The sequence below is a fragment of the Larkinella sp. genome (assembly GCF_965227735.1).
In the GTDB taxonomy this organism is placed as follows: Bacteria; Bacteroidota; Bacteroidia; order Cytophagales; family Spirosomataceae; genus Larkinella.
Window position 1 is genome coordinate 4,972,007 of sequence record NZ_OZ245776.1, and the last position, 16,632, is coordinate 4,988,638.

Below are 16,632 nucleotides of genomic sequence, written 5' to 3' on the forward strand. Positions count from 1 at the left end.
AGGGTATGAAAATCATCACCATTTCAAACTGGATTCTGATTGGTTTATACGGGAGTTGGGTTCTCTATGTACTGCTGGGACCACGCCGACCGGGGGGAGATGCGGCCACCCGTGGATTGGATACGGGATTTGCTTACCTTGGAGCTTTCATCCTGGCGGTATTTCTGGGGATCAATCTACTGCCATACCTGATCCCGAAAGTCCTCATCATGATTCTGATGCTGGTGCCGGGATTTCTTATACTGTCGCGTCTATCTAACTACTACCTGACTTCGCTGGAGCGGGGCCAGGTTGCCACGGCCCGGGCCAATGGTTCAATCTTCTTCCACGACAAACCCCGTCGGGACGTTGCGGCCGCCATCGGTGCCGCCGACACCACCCGGCTTCGGCAGTTGCTGCAGCAGCCGGTTCCGCGCCTGAACGAACCTGGTTCTCAGGCAACGACTCTCCTTGATTTTGCGGGTGAGAGAGCCGCCACCAGCCAGAACATCACGCAGATGATGGCGTGTCTGAAGCTCTTGATCGACCACGGTGCCACCATCCAGAGTGCTGATCCACAGCACATACCGACACATTTCAGAGTCTGTAAACACGGCCCGGCGGTTTTGCTCAAGTGGTTTTTGAACAAAGGTGCCGATCCCAATTTCCGGCCTGCGGACGGTAATCCGATTTTGATTGAAGTAATGCGGTATGGCGACGACCCACTGGAAAAAGTGCGGCTCCTGCTCGACCGGGGTGCCGATCCCAACGCGGTGATGGCGGATGATGAAACGACGTACGAAGCGAGTTATTCGCCCCTGATGTATGCGGCCCGGGAGCAGTTGTGGGACATTTGCCAACTGTTGCTGAAGGAAGGGGCCAACCCGGCCTATCGGACACCGAAGGGCGATGATTTAAAGAAAATAATGACCCAACACGCGGAATTGTATGCCGATGTGGACGATACCCCGCCAGCCTATACGGTTTTTAAAAAACTGCTCTAAAGTCATACGCAGCCCGGACCAAAGTGAAGCGTTACACCTCTTATCCACGATCGCGCTGATGCGGTTTTCCAGAACCCGCCGGGGCTTCACTTGCCTGAAACAGTCGCTAAATTTCCTCATTACCGGGAAAATCCATCTACGTTATATTTACAAACAAGAGTCAGGTTTACATTCCCTCTACGCTAACACACTGATCGTCAATTGCTGATTGTTCTTTTTGGGGCAATGGCACGGTTTTATCCATAGGGAGATATGAATTCGAAAAATTGGACGAAATCGTTAACGAGCAAAGACCTGAAAGATCAGTAAAGAAAGACTGGTCAATTTCTCTCCTTCACTGATTACGTAAAATCTAAAACGAGTTTATTGAAGCGCGACACCACTGTTTTCGCCGAACTGAAATCAGCCAGGATGGAATACAGCGGGGAAGCGTATGTCTTACCCAATCTCTATCATCTCTATTTTAAACACGTTTATGGAACGCACAATTCTGTACGAAGACCGGCCGGGCCGGATGAATTTTATGAAGCGCATTTCCTGGAGTGCGGTCTTCGCTGGTGTACTGGTAGCCATCGTTACCCAGATGTTGTTGACCCTGCTTGGATTAGGCATCGGGCTTGGCACGATCGATTCGGTCGAAGAGCGTAATCCAACGGCAGGATTGGGCATAGGGAGTGCGATCTGGTACATTATCAGTAGTTTGATCTCCTTGTTTTTGGGCGGCTGGGTGGCCGGACGTCTGGCCAGTGCGCCCCGGTTATTCGACGGTGTCATTCACGGCATATTGACCTGGTGTCTGGTAACGCTGCTGACTATTTACTTCCTAACGACCACCATCGGCAACCTGATCGGAGGAGCTGGCCGGTTGGTTGGCGGTGTTGTCCGATCGGCCGGGAATGTGGCTGCTTCAGCCGCGCCGGGCCTGGGAAATATGGTGCAGAACCAGCTCAAGGAAAACGGAATCGATGCCGATAATCTCGATTTGAGCAATCTGAAAAACGAAGTTAACACGATTCTGCGCCAGACGGGCGATCCGAACCTGAATCCGAACGCGTTGGAACGGAAAGCCGACAGGGCCGCTGGTCAGGCTGAGAACACGGCTGAGCGGGCGGCATCGAATCCGCAGGCAGCGGACGATCTGGCCAGCGGATTATTCAACCGGCTTTTTAAAGAAGGACAAAGCACCATCAACCAGGTTGACCGGGACGATGCCGTGAATGTGGTGATGAAGCGGACAGGCAAGAGCCGGGCTGAATCCGAGCGCATTGTAGACAACTGGATCAATACGTACAAGCAGGCGGCTGCAAAATTCGAGCAAACGAAAAAAGGAGCCGAAGCCAAAGCGCGGCAGATTGCCGACGATACTGCTTCAGCCGCGTCGAAAGCCGCCATCTTCGGATTTTTTGGTCTGCTCATTGGTGTGGTTGCTTCGGGCTACGGCGCCAAGATGGGTACTGACTCAAAGGACGATCATAGCAGGTATGACCGCCCGGTGGGAGCAGCACAATAAGCCTGATTAAAAATTGAGTAAGTAAACACCAAAAAAAGCGGACTTTAACGGTCCGCTTTTTTTGGTGCTTTGTAATCCTTATTACCTGGGTTGATACGGTTGATCGGGTCGGGCCGTCAAATACCGCTCGCCTTTCGGCATAATGATCCACAACACAATGTAGATCAGAACGGTGGGGACGGGGTTGGGGATAACCACCATCAGGACGAAGAAAATACGGACTAAAACTTTATCGATTCCGAAATAATCAGCGAGTCCGGCGGATACACCACCCAGCATGGATTCGGAAGGAATGCGGTGCAACTGTTTCGTATTCATGGCTTTATTAGTCTGGTTGTTTACTTTTTCGTGTTCTTTTGCTGTTACTGTTGATTCAAAGGTACTGTGCAATGCCAAGTAGTGAAAGAACTTTCTTACCAACGGATTCGGGGCTATATGACAGGTAAAAAACCGGGATGTTCAGGTCAGAATGGTGTCGGTGAGTTTGGCGATGTCGTGGCTCACTTTCTGAATAAACTCCAGTTGTTCTTTCAGGGAGCGGTCTTCGGTTACAACGGTTTCCGGTTTTTCCGGCAACACCGGCTCGGGAGCGGAGGATTCTGCTGCAGCTTGGGGCGGGGCCGGGTCGAGTTTTTTCAAACTTTCGTTCAAAACCGTCAGTGAACGCCGGATGGGACGCAGAATTTCGGGCGGACAGGCCGCTGGATGCTCGACGTTCAGCCGGGCGGAGGTGATGGTGGCGATGTTGGACGATAGAATGTGGTTCAATACCACAAATTGGTGGATTTCGTTCTTGTGCCATTGCTTGCTCTGCGGCTCGGAAGTCATGCGCTGAAAAGCCGCCGACAGGTTGGCCGAACTAACGTAGACTTCCTTGCGGACCAGTTTGTATTCCAGCAGCGTCAGCGGTTTGCCCGACAGACTTTCGGCCAGTTTGCGCAGATACGCGCGGTTGGCTACCAGCACATCGCGCAGCAGATTTTTGAGTTGCTGTGATTCCCAGTGTGGAAAAAGGTAGCTGGCGGCAAAGGCAATCACGCAGCCAATCAGCGTATCGACCACCCGCTCTTCGGCCACGCTGATGCCGCCTAAACCCAGAAACCGGAACAGAATGAGGATGTAAGGCGTCATCAGGATGACCATCACGATGTAGTTGGTGCGCTGGAAACTGTAGGCACCGATCATCAGAAACAGCATCACCCAGAACAAACCGGTGGTGTTTGGAATCAGAATCAGCAGCCCCACGCCAATCAATCCGCCGATGACCGTGCCGATGATCCGTTCGTAATTCCGTTGTTTGGTCAGGCTGAACGCCGGTTTCAGTATCAGTGAAGCCGTCAACAGAATCCAGTAGCCGTGGTTGCCATACGCGATCAGTTTAGCGGCCACAAAACCGACCAGACAGGCAATCGTGACCCGAAGCGAATGCCGGAAAATCGAGGAGCTGAGGGTCAGGCTGTTGACCACCAGTTTCGGGTCGATCTCCTGGTGCGAAACAAAGCGGGAATACTCGGTAGCTCTACTTTTTTGCGGTTTTTCGCTCAAAACCGTCGGCGAATACGTGTGGATGTCGTTCAGCCGCTGGTTCAGGTTGCGGAGGGTGATCAGGATTTTTTTCAACACCAGGTTGCTGCCTTCGGTGTCTTGTTTGCCAATGTCGTCGATCTTCGTTTTAAGCCGTTCCAGGTGCCGCATGAGATCTTTCCGGCCCTTGTAGGGGCGGTTCGACTGGATGGCAAGGCCGATGTAGTCCATTTCGATGGCCAGTTGGCGAATGAGCCGGGCAATGTCGTCCAGAATCCCGGTTTTGCCGAACCGTTCCCGAATAGAGGGATAATCGTAATACATCGCCGTAATCTGCTCGTACAAATCCAGGATGTCACTGAACGTCAGCACGAGCAGGCGGCCCGTCCAGGTTGTTTCTTTCACAATCACGCGGGTTTTGAACAGGATTTCCCGCACGGCATCCTGTTTTTCGCTGACAATGGCCTGTTGCGCCATCAGTTTCCGGTAATCTTCCTGTAAATCCGTCCGAATGCTGTAAAAGTCGGCCTTGATCATCAGGAATTTTGAAATTTCGTGGATGCATTCGCCCAGGGCCTGTTGAGCGGCCCGGTAGGGGCGGAGTTGGGAAAACGTCAGGCTGATGGCCGTATACCAGAGCCCCCCCGCGCAAACGAGTGCGCCATACTGCCAGACAGCTGCCGGTTCGAGTTCCCGGTCCATGGTCAGGATCATCGCCAGCAAACCGGCGGTTCCGACGGCGGTGGCCCGGTTGCCGTAGAGGGCAAACATCGAGAAGAAAAAACTGAAGAGCAGGATTTCAACGCCCAGGAGCCAGACGTTCAGGCGGGCAAAACCGGTGATGAGCGAAACCAGCACCACCACCAGCAGGCCGTATAGCATGCCATTCCGCCGGTGTACGACCGGGCCGGGCGCGTCCGTAATGCTGACCCAGAAGGCACCCAGCGAAATGATCAGACCGGTTTCGAATTGCCCAAACCGGTAAAGCACCACGGAAGGAATCAGGATGGCTAACGTAATGCGCAGGCCATCCGAAAAATGCTGACCGAATAGAAAATACCGGACTTCCCGGATCTGCCTTTTCATAGTGGCAAGGTAGGCGGTATTGCCCGTGTAACCAACTCCGAAAAGCGATATTCCCGTTTGTTACTAGCGAACTGCGACGGGATACCCGGCTTTTTCCAGTTGCCGGACCCATTGGGGAGGCACGACGCAGAACCGCCGTTTGTCCAGACGCAGAATGCTGTGGAGTTCGCCGGTGCGTTTGTCGATGCACTGCCGGCGATAAAGCGCGTCGGAAAGGCAGTCGAACTGCGGAAATGTTTTCAGAAAATCAGAGGATTCAGCTTGCTGCTGGGTCAACGGTAACGACATACACACGTAAACTTAAAGGGGCGAATAGTATAACACGGATCAAAAAGACGCTTCAAAAAGTGTTACGGTGGGGGAAAGCAGACGGTTGGAAAACCGACTGGTGTGGCGTTTTCGAGAAAGTACCCGATCACTTAAACACAGTTACAAAAGTAGAAGATTTATTAAATAAATACAACTAACAGGAGATGTAAATATCCTTGTATTGATATGATTTTGCGGATATTTTTTACCGATCAATCACTTATTATTATGATAATAGCGAGTTTGTCTCTAATCGGATTCTAATGTCAGGCTTACCTTTGCGACAAGAAATTTACTATTTTTAGACTGGTTTGTCAGACAAGCAGGGGGGTGGATGACCAAATGGTGCTCCAGAACGTCTTGCGAAAACCAGACCTGTTTTTGTATTTGATAGCTGTAATGTGTACTATTACACATTACAGGCATGGTATGATTATCAATTTTCGGCACAAAGGATTACAGCTTTATTATGAGGAAGGTAATTCTTCAAAACTGCCTGCTTCCTATCTCCGAAAAATCAATCGGGTTTTTGACCAGTTGGATGCGATTACATCGGTTGGTGATGTCCAGCAAATAGGATCCGGGATTCATAAACTGACAGGTGATCTGGCAGAATTCTGGGCCGTAACCATAACCCCGAATTACCGGATCATTTTTCGGTTTATAGATGGAGACATTTACGACGTTGATTACGTCGATTATCATTAAGTGGAAAACTATGTTGAAACGCGGACTACCGCCGGTACATCCTGGCGAGATTTTACGGGAAGAGTATATAAAGGAACGCAACCTGACGATTACCGAGGTTGCCAAAGGACTTGGGATTGCCCGGGCGAATTTGTCGGCGATTGTGAACGAGCGGGCAGGCATCAGTCCGGAGCTGGCTGTAAAACTGTCGGAAGCGTTTGGGAATACGGCCCAATTTTGGGTTAATCTGCAAAATAATTACGAACTCTGGCACGCTGAGAAGAAGGTAAACCGTGCAGTGATTCGGCATTTTGGTCATGCAGGAACGGGATTGCAGTCGGCTTAAGGAAAATCCCGAACGCGACTGACGCAACCTGCAACACAAGCTTGCAAACAATTCCCTGCCAATCCCGTTAAAAGGTGATTCAACCAGTCCGAAAACGTGCAGAAAAGAGTGAGGTGACCGGGGAGATACACACAATTACGTAAACGTCACTTACCATGTCTTCGGTTACCCCCCCGCCGTTTTACCACCGGCTTTCTCACACACTTCTGGCTCTGGGTCTGATCATGACCGCATTTTACCTCGGTCAGGACATCATCGTGCCGTTTGCCATGGCCGGTTTGCTGGCGGTTTTGCTGCGCCCCGTCGAAGCCTGGCTCGTCCGGCGCAGGGTGCCGAAAGTGGTGGCTATTAGTCTGGCGTTGCTGCTGGCCGTTGGGGCAATCGTGGGGCTAACCATGCTGATTTCGATGCAGATCGCACATTTTGCCGACGACTGGCCCAAGTTGCAAAAAAACCTCAGCGACTTCTACAACGACGCCCGGCGCTGGATTCGGCAGGAATATAATGTGAGTTACAGCAAACAGGACCAATACCTCAAAAAAGCCCAGGCGCAGACCATGGACACACTGCAGGGCTCCGGAACCCTGGGTGTCATTACCGGGCCGCTGGGAACGTTGCTGATTCTCCCGATTTATATGTTTCTGCTGCTGTATTACCGGGCTATGCTGATTCAATTCATCATCCGGCTGTTCACCAGCCAGCATACGGAACGCGTTCGCGAGGTGTTGGGCGAAATCCGGAGCGTCATTCAAAGTTACGTGGTGGGGCTGGTCACCGAAACCGTCTGTGTGGCCGTGCTCAATTCTGTTGGCTTGCTGGTTCTGGGTGTCCAGTACGCGGTTCTGATGGGCGTGATTGCCGCCATTTTGAATTTAATTCCTTACATCGGCGGGTTGGTAGCAACTGGTCTGGCAGTGGCGGTTACGTTTGTCAACCATCCCGAACCGTCGATGTTGCTGGGGGTCGTAGCGGTTTTTCTGGTGGTGCAGTTTATCGACAACAACTTCCTGGTGCCGGTAATCATCGGGTCCAAAGTGCGGATCAACGCGCTGGTTTCCATCGTAGGCGTGCTGATCGGTGGAGCACTGGCGGGAGTTTCGGGGATGTTCTTGTCGATTCCGATTATCGCTATTCTGAAAGTGATTTTCGACCGGGTCGAAGGCATGGAGCCCTGGGGCATTTTGCTGGGCGACCAAACCTCGGAGGAAGACATCAATAAAATGCTGCGATTGCGACGGCGGAAGAAGAAAATTCCGTCGAGCCAGCCGGGCTAGCCAAACCGGCACGTTGCCTGTTGGAAAAGACCGCTTCTCTGCCTATTTTCCGGTATGAAAACCGCCTTCCGCGTATTCCTGACGGCCCTGCTCCTCACCGGCTGCTACACCATGCAGGCTCAATCGACCAAACGCCCCCGCGACTACGGCATTCGCTTCGGCGTCATGCCCACCGGCCCTCTCAATGCCATCACCGATGTGCCGGGTGTGCGGGTTGGGCAGGTGACCTTGCTGGAAGGCCAGCGGGTGCGGACGGGTGTGACGGCCATTTTGCCCCACGGCGGCAACCTGTTTCAGGAAAAATGTCCGGCGGCTATCTATGTTGGCAACGGTTTTGGCAAACTGGCGGGCTACACACAGGTTGAGGAACTTGGTACGCTCGAAACACCCATTGTTCTGACCAACACGCTCGGCGTTCCGACGGCGGCCGATGCCGTGATCGACTACACCTTAGCCCAACCCGGTAATGAACAGGTGCGCTCGCTGAATCCGGTGGTCGGCGAAACCAACGATGGTGGTCTGAACGACATCCGCAGCCGCCCCGTTACGAAACAGCACGTTCTGGATGCCATCAGACAGGCCAAAACCGGTGCGGTGGACGAAGGCAATGTCGGTGCCGGAACCGGTACGGTTTGCTTCGGTTTCAAAGGCGGTATTGGCACGGCTTCGCGAAAGCTGCCGGTTTCGCTCGGCGGCTACACGGTTGGGGTTTTGGTGCAAACCAACTTCGGGGGCGTTTTGCAAATTGCGGGCGTACCCGTCGGCGTGGAACTGGGCAAATTCTCGTTTAAAGAAAAGCTCGACGGTTCGTGCATGATGGTGGTGCTGACCGACGCGCCACTCGACGCCCGGAATCTGAAACGACTCGCCAAGCGGGCGTTCATGGGCCTGGCCCGCACGGGCGGCATTGCGTCCAACGGCAGTGGCGATTACGTCATCGCCGTCTCGACCGCCAACCGCATTCCCAATGCCTCGAAAAGCACCTTCGACGAGGTGAAACTCCTCCGCAACGATGAGACTTCGCCCTGCTTCATGGCCGCCATCGAAGCCACCGAAGAAGCGATCATCAACTCGCTGTTTGCCGCCCGGTCGATGACCACTAGCAGCGGCTATCAGGTTGAGCAACTGCCGGTTGAGAAAGTGGTCGACCTCCTGAAAAAAGCCGGACAGGTGAAGTAACTCCTCAGCGTTTCCGCGCCCAGATCAGGCCGTAATCCATTTGCGTAGGAATATTCTCGTGAGTGGGTTCCAGTCCGGCTTTGGCAAACCAGTCGCGGTATTCCCGGCGGCTGTAGCAGCGGCCTTTGGTGCCCCAGAACAATTGGGCGGAATAGTCGGTAACGGCCAGCGGACCATCCAGCGCATCGTTCAGAAACGCATCGTGTACCCACAATTCTCCGCCGGGGCGAATGGCGGCAGCAAACCGGTCGGCCAGGAGCTGGCAGGCCTCCGTTGGCCAGTCGTGAAACAGGCTGGCAGCCAGTAGAATATCCGTCTGCGGGATGTCGTCGGTCAGCATGTCGCCGGGTTGGAACGTCACCCGGTTTTTGACGGTTTCGGCGCCCGGACGTCCGCTTTGGGCAAACGCATCGAGTAGTTCTTCGGCCACGGCCAAAACCGCCGGGCGATCCAGAATCGTAGCAGTGGCTGTCGGATTGAGCAACAGCCATTCGTAGGTGTAAAAACCGGTGCCGCCCGCCACGTCGAGCAAATGACCCTCGCTTTTCGACAGCTTTGCGGCCACAATCGGCGACAGTTGCTGCGCCCTGCCGGCCAGGCCGAGCGTAAACATCCGACTCAGATCGGCATCGTCCATCGGCGATGGCTCGTCGCCTTCCTTGACATACGAAATACCGCCGGAAGTATCCAGTGGCCCGTCGTTCCGCAGTCGAACCGCCATTTCCACGGCCCCCGGATCGTTCTTTTCCAATCCGACGTATCCGATCAGATTGGGGGTCTGTTTTTGGGTAAGAAACCGCCCTAATGCCGTGACTTGAAGCGCACCGGTTTCGTTGCTTTCCAGCATGTCCATCGCACAAAGTGCCGGAAAAAGAACGCTGGACGGGCGGTTTTTCAGCCCAATCCGCTGACTGAGTTCGGCGATTGACAGCGGCCCGTTGCTGAGTTCTTCAAAAACCGCCAGATGGTGAACGGCGGCAATCAGCAGCCGGGAGCCAAACATGGCGCGCAGGTGTCGGGTAATGGGAGCGAGGTCGGGTTGGGGTGTTGGTTGCATTCGTACGAAGTAAAAAGAATGATAAATTTAAAATGATGAACGCTAAATGTAAAAGTATTACCCAATCTGACACTTTTACATTTAGCGTTCATCATTTTAAATTTATCATTTCATTTCTACGCTTTCCCGGCTCCAAAAGAAGGAAACGTTCCCGAAAGCCACAGCGGTTTTTCGCAAACTAGTCTCCGGTCGGTCGCGGTTTGGTAAACCAAACCGATTCCAAGAGTGCTGTCAGGGCTGGATAAACTCGGTGAGGTCCAGCCGGGTACGTATTCTGCTGAGTTCGATGTCATTAAATTGGTATACCTTGGTTACTGTAAAGAAAACTTTGTAATTGAAATCATCATTGGCGGCTGAAAGGGTCTGCGTTGATCCAATTCCCCAGTCATTGGATTGGCCCAAAGTCAATTCATTCGCCGGGAGTGGGTCATTGGCCGACGAATCGTCAATTTCGATTCCTGAACATCTGACCACAAACTGCGTCTTGTTGTTGTTCACGTCAACATAAAACTCCCGGCCGACTGGGTGATCGCTATTGTCTCTAACATTATCTGCCCGCCAGTTATATTGTTGAGAATCAACCGTTATGTTGAGACTCCACTCGGCAGAATTGCCCGGTTCACTGAACCAGCCATCGTAGCTCTCCGATTTCCTGACCTGGATACTGTCGATTGTTACTTTAATTCTCTTTTCCATTTTAGTAGATGAGTCAATTGTGGGATGAATACCGGGAAATTGTATTTTCTGACGGTTGATGAACCTGATTTACTGCACGGCTCCACTCGGACCAGGCATGTATACTTTGCCTTTGATGAACGCTACCGGATTGGTGATGGGATTCCAGTCGGGTGAAGAATAAGTACCACCGCTGATGGTGAGCTTGATTGCTCCCGTGGCAGCATCCAATGCGTAGATGGCCGGAGTATATTTCCCATTCAGTTCACTCCCGGTGGCATAAACGATGCCGTCGTCGGTCACGATAGGGCTTGAATAAGCCGGAAATTTGGCGGCAGACCATTTTTTTGCCCCTGTTGTTGCATCGATAGCGTGTAGAAAAGAATCCGACCCGACGACATAGATCACCCCGTTGGCACCGATTGGGGAGGACTCAAAGTGCGCGTCGAACTTGGTTTTATATTCCCACTTTTTATCACCGGTTTTTGCGTCGAGCGCATACAGAATCCCGTCGTAGGAAGCCGCATAAACGAAACCATTGATGACTGTAGGCGAGTTATTGATGGTGCCGGATGCCGCAAAACGCCATTTAACCGTGCCTTTGTCGGCTTCGAGAGCAAGCAACCCTTTATTGTTGTTGTCTTGCACGTAGACCAACCCGTTCGAGACGCACACACCGTTCTTTAAATCGCTGGTCGGGTATTTCCATTTTACGGCTCCACTGGCTGCGTCCAGGGCAAAGAGCATTTTGTCGCCATAACTCGTAATGTAAACGACCCCACCGACAACTGTTGGACTGGCCTGAGCCGAGCTGCCAATTGCAAATTCCCATTTTTTAGTGCCGCTGGCAGCATCGAGCGCATAGACTTTTTTGTCCAGTCCATTACCCCCGAAATAGAGCGTACCGTTTTCGACCACCGGACTCGACCGGATTACGTCTGCCGTTTGAAACTCCCATTTTTTAGCCCCGGTCCGGGCATCGAGCGCATACATTTTCTTCTCGCCCGAACCAAAGTAAATGGTTTCGCCGAGTAGATAGGGGTCTGTCGATATCTGGAATTTATTAGCCGCATACGTCCATAGTTTCATTCCGGTAGCAGCGTCAAAAGCCTGGAGTCCGCCCGTCTCGGTTCCGAAGAAAAGGTAATCTTTAGCGGTAGAACTTGATTTTCCCACCGTTACAGAAACCGTATAGGCCTGCGTGCTGCCGTCTTCGGCTGTAATCGTATAGGTGACGGCTTTGCTGAAATCCTGCACCACGCCCGTGGCGGGTGAAACCGTGGCTTTCTCGGAAACCGTGAGGGTCGGAACCAGCCTCGTTAGGTCAGTGCCGATCGGAACTTCGGCTTTGATGGTTTTGGCCGTCGCGTCGATCGTGGCCGCAACGGCGGGCGTCAGCGCATTGAAGGCGAAGGTTTTGAGGTCTTTGGCCGAACTTTTGGTCGGTGTAACAGGCGTTGGTGTAACGGGCGTTGGGGTGATGGTTTCTTCCTTTTTCTTGCAGGAAATGGCCCCAAACAGCAGCAAATAGAGAAGAACCGTGATGAGTGATACTGGTGATTTCATAATTGAGGTACGTTTATGGTCTATCGAAGCGAATGCGGTGCCGTGGCTGGCCGGTCGATGGTATCAAAGGTCGATACGATTCCGGCGGTCGGAAATCCCTGATACAGATGATTTTGCATCCTAGAATTTGAGGATATGCGCATCCGAAAACCGCCTGGTGGGTGCTATGATTAATGTGAGGGATCGCTTATGTTTGCGGATTACCCGCCGAACATGAAGAAACTGCTGCTCATACTGTGTTTGCTGGCCCGGGCAGGAGTTGCCCAAACGCCGGAGATCGACAGTTTAAAACAGAACCTAAAGGTGTTGCGGGCGCAGCCTGTGAGCCTGGCGCGCGACACTACGATTTACGCGTCACTAAAACAGCTGATGACCCGCTATGTCGAGGTCAATCTGGACTCCGCCCTTCACTTTACCGCTCAGATGATTGCTTTGAGTCAGCAACCTAAACTGCAAAAGGACCTGATTTATGCGTATCAATTTGAAGGGTATATCTACCAGATTAAAGGAGATCATTACCAGAGCATCCAAGCCCATTATAAAGCACTCCTGCTCGCTGAAAAATTAAAAAATCATACGCGGGCTGCCGTGTCATTGGGCGGTCTGGCCCACGCGTATATGAGCCTGAAAGACTATTCAAAAGCCATTGAGTTGTGCGAGAAGGGGCTGAGAATTATCCGAAATCACCCGAACCCCAAAGCCCAGATGCCCATTCTGAATGTATTGGGAGGGGTATACAAAGAGCAGGGTCGGCTTCGCGAAGCGTTAAACGTTTATCAGGAGCTTAATGCCGTTTCCAGAGAAGCCGGGAACCTTTGGTATGAAACCCAGAGTCTGCACGCGATCGGATGGGTGTACGATGGAATGGGAAACGGCCCGAAAGCGCTGGTGTTTTATCAGAAGTCATTGGCACTTTCCGAACAAACCGGCAGCGTGGATTTAAAAGGAAGCATTTTGCTCAACATAGCCGGTTTATACATCACCCAAAAGAAATGGAAGGAAGCGTTAACGTATTGTAATCTGGCCAAAAATTTTGCACTAAGCGTCAACAATTCGAGCGTTGTGGTGGAAGCAGAGGAAAAGCTTTACCAGATTTTTAAACAGACCGGCGAGACCAATGAAGCCCTGAAAGCACACGAAAACTTTACGGTTTTAAAAGATAGTTTATCGAAAGAGCGAAACGAGCAGCGGATTGAAGCGTTGCAGGCACAGTATGACAATGTTCAGAAACAGAACGAATTGCAGAAACAACAGGTGCAGTTGCTGGCGCAGGAAAACCAAAACCAGGAACTGGCCCAAACCCGGAACATACTATTTCTGGGCATAGCGGGAATCCTGTTTCTGGCGGTATTGCTGTTCTGGAACAACCGGCGGCTGCAAAGTAAAAACCGGCAGATCAACCAGCAGAAAGTGCTGGTTGAACAGGCGCAGGAACAACTTTCGAATATTAATAAAACCCTGGAAGTCAGGGTGGAAACCCGGACCCAAGAACTGGTGCAGGCCAACCGGGAACTGATCAAGAAAAATGAAGAAATCAAGGGGGCGCTTTTTAAAGGCCAAACCATCGAGCGGAAACGCGTGGCTATCGAACTGCACGACAACCTGAGTAGCCTGCTGAGTGCGGTCAACATGAGTATTCAGCACATCAACCCCCAAAATCTGTCGGATCAGGAACAATCCGTCTACCGGAACGTGAAGCAAATGGTGAAAAGTGCCTATTCGGAAGTGCGGAATATTTCGCATAACATTCTCCCGGCCGAGCTTGAAAAAGAGGGGTTATCGAGCGTTCTGACCACATTGATTGCCAAATTAAACCAGAATTCTCCGTTGCAGTTCCGACTATCGACGTCGCTCTTCCAGGAACGTCTTCCGGCCGAAATCGAGTTTAACGTATACAGCATTCTGCTGGAATTGATCAACAATGTGATCAAGCACGCTCAGGCGCTAAAAGTGGACATTGAGCTGAAGCAGACAGTCCGTGGAATTGAATTATCCGTCGCCGATGACGGTATTGGCCTTCCTGCGGAATCGGGAAAACAGGGCGTCGGGTTGCAGAACATCAGAAGCCGGCTGGATGCGTTGGGCGGCACGTTTGATGCCCGTCAGCGAATGCCCCAGGGGACCGAAATGGCCATAAAAATCCCCATCGAAAGTAGTTACTCTGATGGGGATGTTCAGGGGCTTGAACTGAGTGCTTAACTCATCCGTCGGCCGGATTCTACCCGGGCCAGGTTACCAGCTTCGAAGTGATTAAGATCGAGTGAAAAAGCGGTAAATTGCTTCGGGGGAGCGCCGGGAGGCACTTTTTCCATAGCCGCTGCAGAGATCCCGGGAGCAGGAAGGATAAAGGGCGGGATGGGAGCCAGACCGGCTGGGATAAACTCTTTTAATTTGGAGAACCGGTCTTCCGTATATGTCACGACTAAATTCAGAAAAGTAACCGTCTGCCCGCCAATTTTGCAGGAGAAAATTTCTTTTTCGAGAACATCCTTATACGGTATTTCAAATTCATGAACATGGTCAGCGTCGTCGTCGCCGTCAAAAAGCTTTACGGTAATTGATTCATTTCGAGCGTGGTGGTCGATTATGGCAAAGCCTTGCAGGCGGAGGGTTCTGGTCTCATTGGATGAGTCGGGTACGGCTCGGTCGAGGGATTCGTCGGACATGGAAGGAGCAATTTAAGGGTTGAAAATGGTTTAAATAAGCTGGAATTTGATGGCATACTTCACCAGCCCAATCGTCGTTTGCGTGCCCAGTTTCTGCATGAGGTGTTTGCGGTGGGTTTCGACGGTGGTGGGGCTGATAAATAATTTTTCGGCAATCTGCGTCCCCGAAAATTCCTGTGCGATGAGCTTCAGCACTTCCAGTTCGCGTTGGGTAATCGTGATTTTCTGCGGTTTTTCAACATTCGGATTCAGCTCGTGGACGGGGTCGTGCGCCAGTTGCATCAACACGGCGTCGCTGTAAAATTTCCGGCCTTCGCAGATGGTTTTCAGGGCGGTTTCCAGGTCTTCCCGTTCCGCACTTTTCAGTACGTAGCCGTCGGCACCGGCCCGCAGGGCTTCCTTGATGGCTTCGGGTTGATCGGCCACGGTAAGCAGGCAGATTTTGACCTCCGGGAAATGCACCCGTATCTGGAGCGTCAGCTCGATACCGCCCATCACCGGCATTTGAAGATCGGAAACCACGAGGTCGATGTTTTTTTCAATCTCCAGCGCGGTCAGAACCTGTTTGCCATTGGTGTGCTTGCCCACGACCTCGATGCCGTCGATACTCGACAGCAGCATCGAAATACTTTCCAACAGAATCCGATGATCTTCGGCGACAAGAATGCGCATGGCAGTGACTTTAAGAACAGAAGGGCTTGCAGACCGGAACTGAATAGTACACTATTTTTCCATTCGAAATCGGTAAACGCGCCAATTATTTTTCTGTGCAAATGTCACAAACGATGCCCTGCCTTGAAATCCTCAAATTCGGGGTTTTTGCATCCTTGAATTTAAGGAGGAACATCGGCTTTTCGAGCTGTTTCAGATGTTATTTAAGCCGATTCTTCGCCGATAGCAGGAGCCAACTGAATCCGCTTCTATTTCGACTCTATTTTCTTGTAGAAAATATTTTTGTATTGGACGATAAAGGGCGGCCCGGCGTGCATCTGAAAGCCTAATAATCCCTCGGGAACAAAGTTTTTAGAATCTTCATCGATCGATATACTCATAACCTGATTGTTAATGATATGGATCATGATGGGGCCGCGGGCAATAATATGGTAGGAATTCCATCCATTCGTGTTGACCACCCCCCGCAACAGAACCGGGTCTGCAATCTTTGCCACGGATTTAAAGGTGGGTCCGTCGACCACCCGCGTTACTTCCCCGCGTCTTGCTAAAACCACATGCCCGGTTCTTCCCCGTTCTTCATGAACATTTCCGGTAAATAAATTAGTGAAATCCAGATCGGCCTGGTAGCCTTTCAGAATCCATTTTCCAACTTCCGGCAATTCGGTACTCCGATACTGCATCCCGCTGTTGGTTCCGTTTATTTTAAAATCAAATTTGATTTCAAAATCTTTCACTTTTCCTCCGCGCCAGATGAGAAAATTATTGACCTTAACAACTTTTTCGGGTGTTGTTTCGCCGATGAGAATGCCATTTTCGGCGCGCCAAAAGGTGGCATCGCCATCCCACCCATTCAATGTTTTTCCATCAAAAATAGAGACAAAGCCCAGGCTGTCATCCTTTACGGTTGCGGGAAATAACCGCCCTACTCCACTTCCTGGTCTGTTGGCTGAATTAGCAGCAGGGGCGGTTTGAGCCTCAACATCAGATCCGGTTAACAATGACAGGAATAATAAGCATCCTCCAAACGCAGGAAGATGGATGCGATTGGTCCAGGTATTTTTCATTTTCATTTCGGTTTAAATGTTGAATTTTTTA

General features: G+C 51.6%; 16 protein-coding genes. 7 read left to right on the top strand and 9 right to left on the bottom strand.

Annotation, left to right across the window (positions count from 1 at the left end; genetic code table 11):
- The first annotated feature begins 5 nt into the window (after positions 1-5).
- Both ACO064_RS19370 and ACO064_RS19375 read left to right on the top strand, forming a co-directional pair.
- On the top strand, positions 6-983 hold the full coding sequence (locus ACO064_RS19370) for an ankyrin repeat domain-containing protein (protein ID WP_421828879.1): 978 nt from the start codon (positions 6-8) through the stop codon (positions 981-983).
- 475 nt (positions 984-1,458) lie between these two features.
- Entirely contained in the window at positions 1,459-2,493 is a 1,035-nt protein-coding gene (locus ACO064_RS19375) for a hypothetical protein (RefSeq protein ID WP_421828880.1), read from the top strand.
- Positions 2,494-2,574: 81 nt separating this feature from the next.
- Here the strand turns inward: ACO064_RS19375 and ACO064_RS19380 are convergent, their stop codons facing one another.
- From ACO064_RS19380 to ACO064_RS19390, 3 genes are all read right to left on the bottom strand, one after another.
- Positions 2,575-2,811, bottom strand: a complete 237-nt coding sequence (locus ACO064_RS19380) for a PspC domain-containing protein (protein ID WP_421828881.1) — start codon at positions 2,809-2,811, stop codon at positions 2,575-2,577.
- A gap of 141 nt (positions 2,812-2,952) precedes the next feature.
- The gene (locus ACO064_RS19385) at positions 2,953-5,103 is read right to left on the bottom strand and encodes an FUSC family membrane protein (protein ID WP_421828882.1); all 2,151 of its coding nucleotides are present in this window, start codon (positions 5,101-5,103) and stop codon (positions 2,953-2,955) included.
- Positions 5,104-5,166: 63 nt separating this feature from the next.
- The gene (locus tag ACO064_RS19390) at positions 5,167-5,391 is read right to left on the bottom strand and encodes a hypothetical protein (RefSeq protein WP_138990131.1); all 225 of its coding nucleotides are present in this window, start codon (positions 5,389-5,391) and stop codon (positions 5,167-5,169) included.
- Positions 5,392-5,841: 450 nt separating this feature from the next.
- On the opposite strand from ACO064_RS19390, the gene ACO064_RS19395 reads away from it, so the two are divergent.
- The 4 genes from ACO064_RS19395 to ACO064_RS19410 all read left to right on the top strand — a co-directional run bounded on the left by ACO064_RS19395 (position 5,842) and on the right by ACO064_RS19410 (position 8,898).
- On the top strand, positions 5,842-6,120 hold the full coding sequence (locus ACO064_RS19395) for a type II toxin-antitoxin system RelE/ParE family toxin (RefSeq protein WP_421828883.1): 279 nt from the start codon (positions 5,842-5,844) through the stop codon (positions 6,118-6,120).
- Between the two features lie 10 nt (positions 6,121-6,130).
- The gene (locus ACO064_RS19400) at positions 6,131-6,445 is read left to right on the top strand and encodes a HigA family addiction module antitoxin (RefSeq protein ID WP_421828884.1); all 315 of its coding nucleotides are present in this window, start codon (positions 6,131-6,133) and stop codon (positions 6,443-6,445) included.
- 155 nt (positions 6,446-6,600) lie between these two features.
- The gene (locus tag ACO064_RS19405; RefSeq protein WP_421828885.1) at positions 6,601-7,719 is read left to right on the top strand and encodes an AI-2E family transporter; all 1,119 of its coding nucleotides are present in this window, start codon (positions 6,601-6,603) and stop codon (positions 7,717-7,719) included.
- Positions 7,720-7,773: 54 nt separating this feature from the next.
- Positions 7,774-8,898: a P1 family peptidase gene (locus ACO064_RS19410; protein ID WP_421828886.1), complete on the top strand. Its 1,125-nt coding sequence runs from the start codon at positions 7,774-7,776 to the stop codon at positions 8,896-8,898.
- 4 nt (positions 8,899-8,902) lie between these two features.
- Here ACO064_RS19410 and ACO064_RS19415 read toward each other — a convergent pair whose 3' ends face one another.
- From ACO064_RS19415 to ACO064_RS19425, 3 genes are all read right to left on the bottom strand, one after another.
- Positions 8,903-9,955, bottom strand: a complete 1,053-nt coding sequence (locus tag ACO064_RS19415; RefSeq protein WP_421828887.1) for a methyltransferase — start codon at positions 9,953-9,955, stop codon at positions 8,903-8,905.
- A gap of 231 nt (positions 9,956-10,186) precedes the next feature.
- Positions 10,187-10,651, bottom strand: coding sequence for a hypothetical protein (locus ACO064_RS19420; RefSeq protein WP_421828888.1), 465 nt, complete (start codon positions 10,649-10,651; stop codon positions 10,187-10,189).
- Positions 10,652-10,720: 69 nt separating this feature from the next.
- Positions 10,721-12,196: a PQQ-binding-like beta-propeller repeat protein gene (locus tag ACO064_RS19425; RefSeq protein ID WP_421828889.1), complete on the bottom strand. Its 1,476-nt coding sequence runs from the start codon at positions 12,194-12,196 to the stop codon at positions 10,721-10,723.
- Between the two features lie 213 nt (positions 12,197-12,409).
- Here ACO064_RS19425 and ACO064_RS19430 point away from each other — a divergent pair, with 213 nt between their 5' ends.
- Positions 12,410-14,395 carry a tetratricopeptide repeat-containing sensor histidine kinase gene (locus ACO064_RS19430; protein ID WP_421828890.1) on the top strand — a complete coding sequence of 662 codons (1,986 nt, stop codon included), beginning with the start codon at positions 12,410-12,412 and terminating at the stop codon, positions 14,393-14,395.
- Here ACO064_RS19430 and ACO064_RS19435 read toward each other — a convergent pair.
- From ACO064_RS19435 to ACO064_RS19445, 3 genes are all read right to left on the bottom strand, one after another.
- Positions 14,392-14,862, bottom strand: a complete 471-nt coding sequence (locus ACO064_RS19435; protein WP_421828891.1) for a hypothetical protein — start codon at positions 14,860-14,862, stop codon at positions 14,392-14,394. The two genes, ACO064_RS19430 and ACO064_RS19435, sit on opposite strands and share 4 nt — an antisense overlap.
- Before the next feature lie 30 nt (positions 14,863-14,892).
- Complete coding sequence (locus ACO064_RS19440) at positions 14,893-15,534, bottom strand: response regulator (protein ID WP_421828892.1); 642 nt, start codon at positions 15,532-15,534, stop codon at positions 14,893-14,895.
- Between the two features lie 248 nt (positions 15,535-15,782).
- Positions 15,783-16,601 (bottom strand): 3-keto-disaccharide hydrolase, encoded by an 819-nt coding sequence (locus ACO064_RS19445; protein ID WP_421828893.1) that lies wholly within the window; start codon positions 16,599-16,601, stop codon positions 15,783-15,785.
- Positions 16,602-16,632 lie beyond the last annotated feature (31 nt).

What these genes read in the sequence shown, in the direction of transcription:
- ACO064_RS19405 (WP_421828885.1), top strand. Translation starts at nt 6,601, where the DNA reads ATGTCTTCGGTTACCCCCCCGCCGTTTTACCACCGGCTTTCTCACACA.
- ACO064_RS19390 (WP_138990131.1), bottom strand. Translation starts at nt 5,391, where the DNA reads ATGTCGTTACCGTTGACCCAGCAGCAAGCTGAATCCTCTGATTTTCTG.
- ACO064_RS19415 (WP_421828887.1), bottom strand. Translation starts at nt 9,955, where the DNA reads ATGCAACCAACACCCCAACCCGACCTCGCTCCCATTACCCGACACCTG.
- ACO064_RS19440 (WP_421828892.1), bottom strand. Translation starts at nt 15,534, where the DNA reads ATGCGCATTCTTGTCGCCGAAGATCATCGGATTCTGTTGGAAAGTATT.
- ACO064_RS19380 (WP_421828881.1), bottom strand. Translation starts at nt 2,811, where the DNA reads ATGAATACGAAACAGTTGCACCGCATTCCTTCCGAATCCATGCTGGGT.
- ACO064_RS19420 (WP_421828888.1), bottom strand. Translation starts at nt 10,651, where the DNA reads ATGGAAAAGAGAATTAAAGTAACAATCGACAGTATCCAGGTCAGGAAA.
- ACO064_RS19410 (WP_421828886.1), top strand. Translation starts at nt 7,774, where the DNA reads ATGAAAACCGCCTTCCGCGTATTCCTGACGGCCCTGCTCCTCACCGGC.
- ACO064_RS19400 (WP_421828884.1), top strand. Translation starts at nt 6,131, where the DNA reads ATGTTGAAACGCGGACTACCGCCGGTACATCCTGGCGAGATTTTACGG.
- ACO064_RS19425 (WP_421828889.1), bottom strand. Translation starts at nt 12,196, where the DNA reads ATGAAATCACCAGTATCACTCATCACGGTTCTTCTCTATTTGCTGCTG.
- ACO064_RS19430 (WP_421828890.1), top strand. Translation starts at nt 12,410, where the DNA reads ATGAAGAAACTGCTGCTCATACTGTGTTTGCTGGCCCGGGCAGGAGTT.
- ACO064_RS19435 (WP_421828891.1), bottom strand. Translation starts at nt 14,862, where the DNA reads ATGTCCGACGAATCCCTCGACCGAGCCGTACCCGACTCATCCAATGAG.
- ACO064_RS19385 (WP_421828882.1), bottom strand. Translation starts at nt 5,103, where the DNA reads ATGAAAAGGCAGATCCGGGAAGTCCGGTATTTTCTATTCGGTCAGCAT.
- ACO064_RS19395 (WP_421828883.1), top strand. Translation starts at nt 5,842, where the DNA reads ATGATTATCAATTTTCGGCACAAAGGATTACAGCTTTATTATGAGGAA.
- ACO064_RS19445 (WP_421828893.1), bottom strand. Translation starts at nt 16,601, where the DNA reads ATGAAAAATACCTGGACCAATCGCATCCATCTTCCTGCGTTTGGAGGA.
- ACO064_RS19370 (WP_421828879.1), top strand. Translation starts at nt 6, where the DNA reads ATGAAAATCATCACCATTTCAAACTGGATTCTGATTGGTTTATACGGG.
- ACO064_RS19375 (WP_421828880.1), top strand. Translation starts at nt 1,459, where the DNA reads ATGGAACGCACAATTCTGTACGAAGACCGGCCGGGCCGGATGAATTTT.